Origin of the sequence: Bifidobacterium pseudolongum subsp. globosum (assembly GCF_000741295.1) — a bacterium.
GTDB classification, from domain to species: Bacteria; Actinomycetota; Actinomycetes; order Actinomycetales; family Bifidobacteriaceae; genus Bifidobacterium; species Bifidobacterium globosum.
The window spans coordinates 599,274-611,069 of record NZ_JGZG01000005.1 but is presented as its reverse complement, the minus strand read 5'-3'; the positions used below and the strand labels follow the sequence as shown (position 1 = coordinate 611,069).

The 11,796-nt window shown below is 64.3% G+C and carries 8 protein-coding genes and 1 tRNA gene; 4 read left to right on the top strand and 5 right to left on the bottom strand.

All coding sequences use genetic code 11. The annotated features are described in order from the left end of the window. Nucleotides 1-166 precede the first annotated feature (166 nt). Nucleotides 167-2,308, top strand: coding sequence for a glucose PTS transporter subunit IIA (locus tag BPSG_RS04870; protein ID WP_026643554.1), 2,142 nt, complete (start codon nucleotides 167-169; stop codon nucleotides 2,306-2,308). A 93-nt stretch (nucleotides 2,309-2,401) separates the two neighbouring features. On the opposite strand, the gene BPSG_RS04865 is transcribed toward BPSG_RS04870, so the two are convergent. Next, nucleotides 2,402-3,502 (bottom strand): diacylglycerol/lipid kinase family protein, encoded by a 1,101-nt coding sequence (locus BPSG_RS04865; protein WP_371836402.1) that lies wholly within the window; start codon nucleotides 3,500-3,502, stop codon nucleotides 2,402-2,404. A gap of 211 nt (nucleotides 3,503-3,713) precedes the next feature. Here BPSG_RS04865 and serS point away from each other — a divergent pair, with 211 nt between their 5' ends. The 3 genes from serS to BPSG_RS04850 all read left to right on the top strand — a co-directional run bounded on the left by serS (nucleotide 3,714) and on the right by BPSG_RS04850 (nucleotide 6,654). Further along, complete coding sequence (serS, locus tag BPSG_RS04860) at nucleotides 3,714-4,997, top strand: serine--tRNA ligase (protein ID WP_026643556.1); 1,284 nt, start codon at nucleotides 3,714-3,716, stop codon at nucleotides 4,995-4,997. Between the two features lie 87 nt (nucleotides 4,998-5,084). Continuing rightward, nucleotides 5,085-5,169: transfer RNA gene (locus BPSG_RS04855), tRNA-Ser, on the top strand. 768 nt (nucleotides 5,170-5,937) lie between these two features. Next, a complete protein-coding gene (locus tag BPSG_RS04850) occupies nucleotides 5,938-6,654 on the top strand; it encodes an HAD family hydrolase (RefSeq protein ID WP_236822940.1) in 717 nt (238 codons plus the stop codon). Nucleotides 6,655-6,657: 3 nt separating this feature from the next. Here the strand turns inward: BPSG_RS04850 and BPSG_RS04845 are convergent, their stop codons facing one another. The 4 genes from BPSG_RS04845 to BPSG_RS04830 all read right to left on the bottom strand — a co-directional run bounded on the left by BPSG_RS04845 (nucleotide 6,658) and on the right by BPSG_RS04830 (nucleotide 11,735). Further along, nucleotides 6,658-8,253, bottom strand: coding sequence for an alpha/beta hydrolase family protein (locus BPSG_RS04845; RefSeq protein WP_033502133.1), 1,596 nt, complete (start codon nucleotides 8,251-8,253; stop codon nucleotides 6,658-6,660). Nucleotides 8,254-8,350: 97 nt separating this feature from the next. Continuing rightward, nucleotides 8,351-9,001 (bottom strand): DUF4125 family protein, encoded by a 651-nt coding sequence (locus BPSG_RS04840; protein ID WP_051591992.1) that lies wholly within the window; start codon nucleotides 8,999-9,001, stop codon nucleotides 8,351-8,353. A gap of 14 nt (nucleotides 9,002-9,015) precedes the next feature. After that, nucleotides 9,016-11,019, bottom strand: coding sequence for a DUF4037 domain-containing protein (locus BPSG_RS04835; RefSeq protein WP_051591993.1), 2,004 nt, complete (start codon nucleotides 11,017-11,019; stop codon nucleotides 9,016-9,018). 32 nt (nucleotides 11,020-11,051) lie between these two features. Continuing rightward, on the bottom strand, nucleotides 11,052-11,735 hold the full coding sequence (locus tag BPSG_RS04830; RefSeq protein ID WP_026643560.1) for a LuxR C-terminal-related transcriptional regulator: 684 nt from the start codon (nucleotides 11,733-11,735) through the stop codon (nucleotides 11,052-11,054). Nucleotides 11,736-11,796: the final 61 nt, after the last annotated feature.

Sequence of the window (11,796 nt, the reverse complement as noted above, 5' to 3'; positions counted from 1 at the left end):
AAAGCCGAAACGAGTAGACTGGAAACGATTCCACGAGGCTGGTTGCTGGGACGTCCGGTCCGATTTTTCATTACGGCACTGAGGCGTACTGTGCCATCTCGGATCGTCCGCCACGCGGCAATGGGGCTTCGTTGGCGACCATAATCACAAGAGGAAAGGATGAACGATGGCTGACTCGTTACCTTCGCAGATCATTGCTGCGATCGGTGGCCCGGACAACGTCAAGAGCCTGACGCACTGCGCCACTCGCCTTCGTTTCGAACTGGTTGACGCGGGAAAGGTCAACCAGAACGAGCTCCAGCACATGAAAGGTGTGCTGGGCGCGGTCCCGCAGAGCGGCGACCGCTATCAGGTGGTCATCGGCGGCGGCGTCGCCAATGTCTACAACCAGATCATGAACCTGCCCGAGATGCAGCGTGTGGCATCCGGCGCCCCGGCCAAGGCCGCCGGTGGCTCCACCGCGGGCATGTCGAACGCCGACGTCAAGGCGGCCGCCCGCTCCAAGGCCCGCGGCAAGGTGGCGTGGCTCGACTCGTTCTTCGAATACCTGTCCGATTCGTTCCGCCCGATCCTGGGCGTGCTGCTCGGCGCGTCGCTCATCATCGCGATCATCAACGTGTGCATCGCATGCGGTTGGATCCAGAGCGAGACACAGTCGCCGACATGGGTCTTCGTGCAGGCGCTGTACAAGGGCGTGTTCTACTTCCTGCCCATCATGATCGCCTACAACGCGTCCAAGAAGCTCAACGTCGACCCGTGGCTCGGCGGCGCGATCATGGCCGCCCTCATGACGCCGTCGTTCATGAGCCTCATGAGCACCGACTGGGCCGAAACCCACTGCTCGCAGAGCGTCGTCGGCACCCAGCAGTGCACCACCACCGTCTTCGGCATGCCGATGCAGCTGAGCGACTACAGCGGCAACGTGTTCGTACCGCTGCTCATGGCCGCCGTGCTCGCGCTCGTCTACCACGGGCTCAAGAAGATCATCCCGGATTCGGTGCAGCTCGTGTTCGTGCCGTTCCTGTGCATGGTCATCGTCGGCGCGCTCACCGCGTTCCTCGTCGGCCCGCTCGGCGTGTGGATCGGCAACTGGCTCGGCGTGGGCCTGGCATGGCTCAACTCGCATGCGCCATTCATCTTCGCGCTGCTGATCCCGATGATCTATCCGTTCCTCGTGCCGCTCGGCCTGCACTGGCCGCTCAACGCCCTCATGCTCATCAACATCGACACGATGGGCTACGACTTCATCCAGGGCCCGATGGGCACGTGGAACTTCGCCTGCTTCGGTGCCACCGCCGGCGTGCTGATCCTGGCGTTGCGTGACCATGACACCGAAATGCGCCAGACCTCGATCGGCGCGCTCGCCGCTGGTCTGTTCGGCGGCGTCTCCGAGCCTTCGCTCTACGGCATCCATCTGCGTTTCAAGAAGATGTACAGCCGCATGCTTGTGGGCTGCGCCGCCGGCGGCATCTCCATCGCCGTGCTCGGCTGGCTCTTCCCGTCCACCTTGGAGAATGGCGAAGTTGTGCACGGTGTGACCACGACCGCGTTCGCGTTCACGTCGCTGCTCACGGTGCCGGTCTTCAACCAGATGTGGGTCTACGGCCTCGCGATCGCGATCGCGTTCTTCGTCTCGATGTTCATGGTCGTCACGTTCGACTACCGCACGCCTGAGGAAAAGGCCGAGGTGCTCGCCCGCGTGCAGGCCGTGCAGGCCGACGAAACCACCGAGACGCCGGCGAACCGCGCCGCGGTGGAAAACACCGAAACGCATGAGGATGACAATCTGCTGCCCGCCGACGAGACGTCAGCCGCCGGTGCCGCCGCGGCCCGTGAAGACGCCCCGGTACAGCCGACCGGCCACGTCTATTCGCCGCTCGCCGGCCACGTGATCTCGCTCGACGAGTGCGGAGACCCGGTGTTCGCGTCTCGCGCGCTTGGCGAGGGCGTGGGCATCCAGCCCAACGGCGGCACCGTGTACGCGCCGCTCGCCGGTGTGCTCAGCACGGTGGCCGAGACCGGCCACGCGTTCGGCATCAAGACCGATGACGGTGTTGAGGTGCTCGTGCATGTGGGCATCGACACGGTCAAGATGAACGGCGACGGCTTTACCGTCGCCGTCAAGCAGGGCCAGCGTGTGAACGTGGGCGACAAGCTCGTGGACGTGGACTTCAACAAGGTCACGGCCGCAGGCTACAGCACCACCACACTCATGACCGTGCTCAACACCGCCGCGCTCACCCGCGTAACGCCCCATGCGGACCAGGACGTGCAGCCGGGCGATGTCGTCATCGACATCGAGCACTGAGTGCGCTGAGCAAGACTGAGCTCAACCAATAGAGCGGCCGCCACAATCGTGGCGGCCGCTCTTGTCATGTATGGGGCAGCATGGCCGGCTGATTCAGGCACGCACAGCCGGCATCTGCGCGGTCGCGCTCAGCTGCTCCGGGTCGGGCAGCGGCACGCGCACAATCAACGCCTCAGGCTCCACAGAGAACCGCAGATGCTGCGTGCTCGGCAGCATGTCGCCGTCGACCTGCGCGAGCACGGGCCGGTCGAGGCGCACCTCGGCGCTGTAGCCCTGCATCTGCTCGAGTTTCGAATGCATGGACAGCGGACTCTGCTTCGCCTTCTTCGTAATTGTCTGGTGCACCACATCACCGAACAGATTCGCCCAGCCGAGCAGGCCGCCGGTCGTGTCGATCACCTCGAAGTCGAGCAGGCCGTCGTTGAACGACGCGTCGGGCATGAGCGAAAACACGGGAATCTCGCCGCAATTGCCCGCCATGAACGTGCGCAATTCGAGCCCGCGGTCGGTGTGCACGGTGTGGTCGGCCGCCTCGATGCGCACCTCGGCACGGTATTTGGGCGCGAACAGGTGCTTCGCGCCGGAGAAGAAATAGGCAAGCCAACTGAAATTGCGCTTGAGGTTCGGATCCGTGTCATCGATCATCACCGCGTCGAACCCGATGCCCGCGATGATCAGGAACGCATGCCCATGGTCCTCAGTCGGGTCGTCGAGCAGATTCACCCGGCCCAGGTCCACGCGCCGCGACCCGTGCGAGACGGCGATCGTCAGCGCGGCCTCGATGTCGTCGAGCGGAATGCCCATGTTGCGCGCGAAGAGATTGCCGGTGCCGATCGGCACAATGCCCATCGCGTGCTCGGTGCCGGCGAGCGCGCTCGCCACCGTGCGCACGGTGCCGTCGCCGCCCACGGCAATCACCACGTCGGCGCCACCGTCGAGCGCCTCGAGCGCGCAGACACGGCCGTCTTTGTCGAGCATCGTCTCGATGAACACGACTTCGGTCAGCCCCTTCGCCTTGCAGTATGCCTCGATCCGCTGGCGTGTCTGTGCGGCGGCGGGTTTGGACGGGTTGATGATGAACGCGTAGTGCACCTGGTCGTCGCGGCGCTGCTGCAGCAACGCCACGCGCCGGCGGTGCATGCGCATGCGCAGGAACGCGATGAGGGCGATGATTGCGGCGATGAGCACGAGCATGACGGTGAGCAGTATGATCGTCTGTGGGTTCATGACTTCGTGTCCTCGCTCTCTCGCTGCGCCGGAGCGCCTGCGCAATCGGTCAAAGCATAATCTTAGCAACCCGTGGTTCGCGCGGGGTCAGATGCGCATGGCGGTGCGGTGTGCGCGCTTGGAAAAGCCGCGGAAAACGGGCGGTGATCTGTCTGCTAAGCGCATTACTCTGGTGCTCATGCTTGATATTCAATTCATTCGCGAACATCCCGAGGTCGTCAAGGAATCGCAGCGCAAGCGTGGCGAGTCCGTGGAACTGGTGGATGAGGTACTGCGTTCCGACGAAGTGCGCCGCTCCTCGCTCAAGAAGTTCGAGGAGGCGCGCGCCCAGCAGAAAGAGATCGGCAAGCAAGTCGCCAAGGCTCCAGCCGATGAGAAGGCCGCGCTGATCGCCAAGACGAAGGAGCTTTCCGAGCAGGTTTCGGCGTATAAGGCGGACGCGGACAGCGCGAACGAGGAATACACCACCGCCATGTGGAAGCTGTCGAACATCGTGGAGCCCGAGGCCCCCGAAGGCGGCGAAGACGACTATGTGGTGGTCAAGAAGGTCGGCACGATCCGCGATTTCGCGGCCGAGGGCTTCGAACCGAAGGACCACTTGACGCTCGGCGAAGAGGTCGCGGGCATCGACATGAAGCGCGGTGTGAAGGTGAGCGGTTCGCGCTTCTACTTCCTGCGCGGCGACATCGCGCGCCTGCAGATCGCCATGCTCACGATGGCCGTGGACCAGGCGCAGGAGCATGACTTCGTGCTCGCGATCACGCCGACGCTCGTGCGCCCGGAAGTGATGCGTGGCACCGGCTTCCTCAATTCGCACGCCGACGAGATCTACCGTCTGCGCGAACCGGATGAGGATTACCTCGTGGGCACGTCGGAAGTGGCGCTCGCCGGCATGCATGAGGATGAGATCCTCGATCTGAGCAACGGCCCGCTGCGCTATTGCGGTTGGAGCTCGTGCTACCGCCGCGAGGCCGGCGCCGCAGGCAAGGACACGAGCGGCATCATCCGCGTGCACCAGTTCGACAAGGTGGAGATGTTCGTCTACTGCAAGCCCGAGGATTCCTACGAGCAGCACAAGCACCTGCTGGCGATGGAAGAGGAGATGCTCGGCAAGGTCGAGGTGCCGTACCGTGTGATCGACACGGCCGCCGGCGACCTTGGCTCGTCCGCCGCACGCAAGTTCGACTGCGAGGCATGGGTCCCCACGCAGGGCCGCTACCGTGAGCTCACGTCCACCTCGAACTGCACGCAGTACCAGGCGCGACGCCTCAACATCCGCGAGCGTGTGGAGAACGGCACCGAGCCTGTCGCCACGCTCAACGGCACGTTGGCCACCACGCGCTGGCTCGTGGCGATCATGGAGAACCACCAGCAGAAGGATGGCTCGATCGTGATTCCGCAGGCCATGCGCCCGTACATGGGTGGCAAAGAGGTGATCGAACCCACCAAGTGGGAGGCCTGATTCATTGGATTTTGTGTGGCGCCCGGTGTTTGGTGGGGCATGGACCGCATGCCGTGCTACACTGATACACCGTGCGTCACGCATATTGGATAGGTGTCCGAGCGGTCTAAGGAGACGGTCTTGAAAACCGTTGATGGGCAACCATCCGCGAGTTCGAATCTCGCCCTATCCGCCTACAGGGTTTTGGACTTCGGTTCAAAACCTTTTTTCATGCCAGCTGTCTCTGCATCATGGCCGCTCTGCGTGATTTCGGACACTTACAGACAGGTGCCCCGCCGACAGGCCCAAAGGCTTAGGGCTGTCATCGCTCGCAGCGGAACCAAGTTCGTGAGTGCCGTTACGATATGTGGATGTTTTGTGAAGACGAGATGAAGAAAGGAGGGGTACGCGATGCGCGACCAATGGGAGTCGACGTTTGTCGCCCTGGATAGGCTGATGGCCGAGATGGACGCCGAGGCGCAGGGCATGGTGCCCGAACAGCGGTAGACGGCTGGTAGGTAAAACTGAATATCTATATATCTATATATCTCTATATATCTCTATATATCTATGTATTTGGCGGTGCGATGCCGAGGAGGAATCACCGCATGGCCGCATGGCCGCCACAGATAGGAAACTCGCTGAAACAGCGGGTTGTTCTTTTGCTCGCGTAGCGGCGCCATCTGCAGGTGCCGCGCAATGGCAGATGGGCTCGGCGAGCGGTCCTGACCAGTGCAATCATTCTGCTACGGGTAGTGTGTATTTATCGAACAACGACATGTTGTGACCCGTTGTGCACTACCCGTAGCAAAAAAGTATTGTGTCCGTAGCGGCGGAAGCGTGTCGTTGTCCGTCGCAGCGTGGCCAAACCTCAGAGGGTTGTCATGATGCGGGCGGCAAAACATGACTTTCGTCTGGGAGGCGCGGTCGTTTGGCCATTCAGCGCCGTACGATGAAAGCCATGGAGCATCCCGCACGCATTCCGCTCGCCGCGCCCGCCGCACCTGATCTGGGCCGTTCGCTTGAACCGGCCGCCGTGCCTGACTTGGGGCGTTCGGCTGAACCGCTCGCCACACCGCGCTACACCGACGTCATGTTCGGCTACTGCGGGGTGCTTATCGACTGGCGCCCCCGCCGCACGATCGAAGGGCTGTACCCGGCGGGCGTCGTCGACATGTTCTTCGACCCGGCCGATCCGCACGGCGTGGCGTACTACGACGACCTCGCCGACTTGGGCTGGAGCGAGGAGCGCATCATCGCCGACTACGAGCGTGAACACGGGCCGGCCGTGGCGTGGATCATGCGCCTGTATTTCGAGTTCCAACGGCTCGGGTTCTACGACATGATCGACGGCATGCCCACGCTCATGCGCGACTTGCACGCGCGCGGCGTGCGCCTGTGGGGACTGACCAATTTCACCGTGCGCGGCGTGCGCGAGATGCACGGCAAATACCCTTGGCTCAACCTGCTCGGCGGCAAGGTCATTTCAGCGCAGGAGGGCGTCGCCAAGCCGGATCCGCGCATCTACGACATCGCGATCGGCCGTTTCCATCTCGATCCCGCGCAGACGCTGTTCGTGGATGACAATGCGTGCAATGTGCTCGCCGCGCGCGCCGCGGGCCTGCAGGCCGTGCGTTTCGAGAGCGCGGCGCAGATCCGCGCACTTACGCTCGACTAGCGTTCAGCTGATGAGATTGAAGAACACGCCGAGCGCGAGCGCCACAAGCACGCACAACGAAAGGCATGCGACGATCGCGCAATGACCGCGTGCCATGCGCGCCTCGGGCTCGGGATCATCGGCATCGAAGCGCCCCGGCCCGTAGAAGAAGAACATGCGCACCCACAGCCAGCACAGCAGCACGATGGAGACCGCCGCGCCGATGCGCAGGCAGATCCAGCCCACGGCGAGCGCGGTGGCGCAATCGCGCAGGTTGAGCGCGGCGACCCCGGTGAACGCGAAGTAGCCCAGAAACCCGAGCGTGATGATGGGCGCGAGCACGATGTTGGTGATGATGAGTGTCTGTGTCTGCTTGGTGAAGCGGTGGATGAGCGTGCGCCCGTTGGCGTCTGTGGACACGTGTGCGCGCTTCTTGCGCCCTAGGTGCGACGCGATGCACAGCACGACCGTGACGGCCCACATCAGCACAATGAACACGAACATCGCCACGAGCACGTTGAACGATGTGATGAGGCCCGGACGGATGTCGGTGGGCACCGCGAACTGTTGGAATGGCTGCGACCCCGCGATTTTGGGCGTGGTCCAGTCGCCGGCTGTGGCGCCGGCGGCCACCGCGTTGACCCATGATTCGATGTCGTGCGTGTACTGGTCGGGCAGGGGTAGGCCGGGCTTGGACAGCGACGAACCCAAGCGAATCTGGTGGTTGGTGGGGTAGTAGCGCACCATCGTGTTGGTGTTGCCCACGCTGTTCGCGTCCTGCAGCAATTGTTGCGCGCTCTGTTCGACCGGCATCGACCGGTCGAGCGTGCCATACACCACGAGCAGTGGCATGGTGAGCGTGTTTCGGTAATCGGCCGCATTGAACGACGCGTATTCCAGTCCAAGCATGCCCGGGTTCAGGCTGAGCATCTTCGGCACAATGCCTTCCACGCCTTCCGGCGCGCCGATGATGTGCAGGTATTCGGTGGCGCCGACGGCCATCTGCTGGCGTGCGGAGAACACAGGCGCCGAGACGAGCACGGTGAACGCGATCGAGGGGTCGCGCTTGGTGATCAACGTGGTGATCCACGTGCCTTCCGATTCCGCGTAGATGCCCACTTTGTTCGCGTCCACGTTCGGCAGGGACCGCAGCGTATCGATGCCGGTCAGGTAATCGGTTGCGGAGGCCTCGTAATCACGGTGCAGCGCCGAATAGTTGTCGAGCCGCTTGCTTTGCACAAGCGTTACAATGCCGGCCGAGGCGAACGCATGCGCGATGTCGCTGTTTGTAGAGGAGTCGCCGGTTCCCGATCCGTGGATGAATTCGACGGCTGGCCGTTTGCCCGACGCGTCGATGGGCTCGCGCACAATCGCGTCGACCTGTTTGCCGCCGCTCACCGTGAGCGTGCGGTGCGTCTCCTTGACCTGGTACGTGCCTTCGGTCTCGGCGCGTATGCTCTTGGCTTCAATGGCCGTGTTCGACGAGGACAGCGAGATGTGCTCGTCGAGCGGTTCCACTTTCCATGGCGGTGTCATCCATACGCCCAGGCCCATGAGCAGGGCGCACAATACCACCGACGCACCCAATGTCCACGCGAGTTGCTTCCAGAAATGCTGCACATTTCCCCACTGTAATGCGCGCAATGCCAACCATGTTCCTGTGCCGGCGCTTTTCCGCCGCGGGCGTGGACGCGGTGCGGATACGGCCGCGGCGCCGTTACGCTTGCGCGCGTTCGGCCTTTTCGAGGCCGTCGAATCCAGCCAGACGCACCGTCACGCCGACGGTCTCCTCGGTGAGGTTGCGCCCCGCGCTCGCCAGTGCGTCCACAAAACGCCCGTACAGCGCGAGCGTGCGGGTGCTGTACGTGCCCAGTTCGCCGCGCAGATAGGTCTCGAACGACGTCTGTTCCGGCGTGTCCTGCGCAGTGGTGAGCACGCGCATCGCCGCACCGAGCTTGGGCCAGCGTTGCATGAACGCGCGCGCCCATGCCACCTGCTGCGTGATGATGCGCTCCTGATGCACCGTGCGCTCGGCGGTGAGCTCGGGCAGATACGGCGCGAGCTCACGCGCGTAGGTCTCGGGGTCGGTCGACTCCATCATGCGTGCGTATTTTTCGGTCACGAGATTGCGGCCTTCGCGGTTCGCGTCTTCGAGGTCCGCACGGTAGCTGGCGAGCAGTTCGCAGGGCCATGGCGTGAACTGGCTGAACCGCATCTGTTCGAACATCGGACGGTTGCCCTGACATGCCGCGCGGCCGCCTTGGTTCGTGGTGCGCTGGAACTGGCCCCATTCCAGGTCGATGATTGTGGCGATAAGCCGCTGGCGTTCCTGCGCGCCCGTGGCGCCCTCACTCGTGGTCGCACTCATGGTTTCCCTTTCCCTCACAGACTGTGCAGACACGCGGCGTCGCTTGTGATGTGCGCTTCGATGTATGGGCGCTGCCATTCGAGGAAGTCCTCGTCGCTCGTCGTCAGGCCGAGGGCCTGCAAGGTCTGCACGATCTGCGCGCAGATATCGCCCACAATCCGCTGCACTTCGCGCACATTCGGCGCCGCCCCCGCGCCGCCCTCGCCGAATCCTGCGCCACCGAAACACGCCGCCGAGGCAAGGCGCAGCACCTGTTCGAGCTGCGCGCACACGCCCGTCAGCCGCATGCCGGCGCGTGCGCTCAACGCGCGCAGCGCCGCGAACCGCCATTTGTAGTACGGCGCATAGCCCACCGTCACGGGATTGTTGATCAGGAAGACGAGCGACGAGACGGCGTCGGCGAATTCGCTCACGCACAGCCATGCGGCGGCGCCGTCGCCCCGCTGCAGCATGCGTGGCAGATTGTATTGGCCCGCCTGCGCGATTATGCCGAGGCGTTTGGAGACCAACGCCAGGCGCACGTCGTCGGGCATGAGCTTGAACGATTGGCGTGTCTTGGAGAACGCGCCGAGTGCGTCGGCGAACACGCGGCCGTTCGTGGCGGCAGCGAGCGTGGCCTCGTCGAGCATCATCCACAGATGCGGCTCGTCCTCGCCTGGCGCGGTGGGGTAACCGGTGACCGATGTGAAGAACTCACCGATCTCGAACACGCCGCTACGCCGCCCCGCGCCCTGCGCGCGGGGCGTGGCACCGGTGCGCGCGAAGCCGTTGAACTGCGCGGGTAGGGATTCGTAGTCGGACTGCAGCTGTTCGCCGATGCGCGCATAGTCGCTTGCGGTGAGCCACATGCAGAAGCGCGGGCCGAAGTCGTGGTCGTGCGAAAGGGCGTCGTCGAAGCCGTAGCATTCCGACCCGTGCCCCACGAGGCCGACGGCGATGCGCGGGGCGAATTCGGCGTAGCGTTCGGCGAGCATTGGCTTGCCATAGGCGAGCCAATAATCGCGCGCGAGCTGCAGTCCGCTCGTCTGCGCGGGGTGCGCGGCCGGTTCCACGTGCCGGTGCGGCGCGGACGGCTGTGCGGGCGAGGGCTGCGGCCCCTCGGGTGTTCTGGTGGAATCCGGCGTGCTCTGCGCAGCGAGCGCCGCACGCGCCTCGGCCAGGTTCTGCGCGGTCACCGCGTAATATTCGGTATGCTCGCCGTAGCATTCGGCGATGATCGCGAGCGCCCGCTCATAGTCCCTGACCGCGGCCACGGCGTCGCCGGCGGCGAAGCTCACCTGCGCGGCGCCGGCGAGCGCGGACGCGAAATGCGCGCTGTGTTCGGCGTGCGCGTCGCGGTAGATCGCGAGCGCACGGTCCGCGAGTGTGCGCGCCTCGCTGAGCGCCTGCTCGCCGCCACTGCCGTTCTGCAGCGTGAGTAGCGCGAGGTTGGTGCATGTGGAGGCGATGTCGACGTCGTGCGTGGGGTCGGGGCTTGACGATTCGAGGATGTGCAGCGCCTCCTCGAGTTCGGCGCGCGCCTTGGCGGGGCGGTCGGTTTCACTCAGGAGCATCGAATAGTTGTTATGCAGGGCGGCGAGGCGGCGGTCGGTGGGCGCGAGGGTGGTGCGCGCGGAGGCGAGCGCCTGCTCGTAGAGGTCTTCGGCCTGTTCCATGTTGCCGGCGGCGCGCTGTGATGTGGCGGCGTTGATGAGTGTGGTGGTCCACGCTTCGGTGCCTTCGAGGCCCAGTCGCAGGGCGAGTTCGATCGCGCGCTGGATGATCCACTGGTTGTCTTGGTGGCGGCCTTGCGACCGGTAGAATCCCATCGTCTCGTTGAGCACGGTGAGCAGGCCGGCATAGTCGCCGGCGTTTTCGGCGTCGGTCATGGCGTCGAGCAGCAATGGCTCGGCTTTGGTGGCGGCGCTGTGGCTGGCGAACACGGCGTCGAGACGGTTCAGGAACTCGTTGACGTCAAACGTGGAGGCGTCGGAAGCGTCCGGGGTTGTGGGATCTTCGGTGGTGGTTGTGGCGGTCATGCGTCCACGATACCGCACCGCTTGGCGCACGTTCAGACGATATGCCGGTCGGAGGCCCACAGCGTCAGTTCGTTGCGGTTCGACAGCTGCAGTTTGCGCAAGACCGAACTGACGTGCGTCTCCACGGTCTTGATGGAGATGAACAGCTCGGACGCCACTTCTTTGTAAGTGTAGCCGCGCGCGATGAGGCGCATCACCTCCTGCTCGCGCGCCGAAAGCCGGTCGAGCTCCTCGTCGTGCACCGGCTCGTCGGCGGCTGGCGCGTCCGGCGGCGCGCCCTGGAACGCGGAGAGCACGAAGCCGGCGAGTTTGGGCGAGAACACGGCATACCCCTCGCTCACCTGCTCGATTGAGTGAATCAGGTCGTGCCCGGTGATCGTCTTCGTCACATAGCCGCGCGCGCCGGCGCGGATGACCGACCCCACGTCCTGCGCGGAATCGGAGACCGAAAGCGCCAGGAACGCGGTGCGCGGGGCGTGCGGATGCGATTTGGCCAGGATCTCCGCACCGCCACCGCCCGCGCCGCCCGGCACATGCACGTCGAGCAGCACCACGTCGGGCTGCGTGGCCACGATCATGTCAATGGACGATTCGACATCCGCCGCCTGCCCCACAATGTCGAAATACGGTTGCAATGTGGCGATCACGCCCGCGCGGAACATCTCGTGGTCATCGACAACCGCGATGCGTGCCTGGGTGTGGGTGGTGTCTTCCATGCGTCCTCCATTGGTCCGTTGGGCTGCGCCTGGTCCATGCCATGCGCGCCCCCGTGCAGCA

Bases quoted from the DNA above. Each gene is read 5' to 3' on its own strand.
- BPSG_RS04840 (WP_051591992.1), bottom strand. From the start codon at position 9,001: ATGAGTGCGACCACGAGTGAGGGCGCCACGGGCGCGCAGGAACGCCAG.
- serS (WP_026643556.1), top strand. From the start codon at position 3,714: ATGCTTGATATTCAATTCATTCGCGAACATCCCGAGGTCGTCAAGGAA.
- BPSG_RS04835 (WP_051591993.1), bottom strand. From the start codon at position 11,019: ATGACCGCCACAACCACCACCGAAGATCCCACAACCCCGGACGCTTCC.
- BPSG_RS04870 (WP_026643554.1), top strand. From the start codon at position 167: ATGGCTGACTCGTTACCTTCGCAGATCATTGCTGCGATCGGTGGCCCG.
- BPSG_RS04850 (WP_236822940.1), top strand. From the start codon at position 5,938: ATGGAGCATCCCGCACGCATTCCGCTCGCCGCGCCCGCCGCACCTGAT.
- BPSG_RS04830 (WP_026643560.1), bottom strand. From the start codon at position 11,735: ATGGAAGACACCACCCACACCCAGGCACGCATCGCGGTTGTCGATGAC.
- BPSG_RS04865 (WP_371836402.1), bottom strand. From the start codon at position 3,502: ATGCTCGTGCTCATCGCCGCAATCATCGCCCTCATCGCGTTCCTGCGC.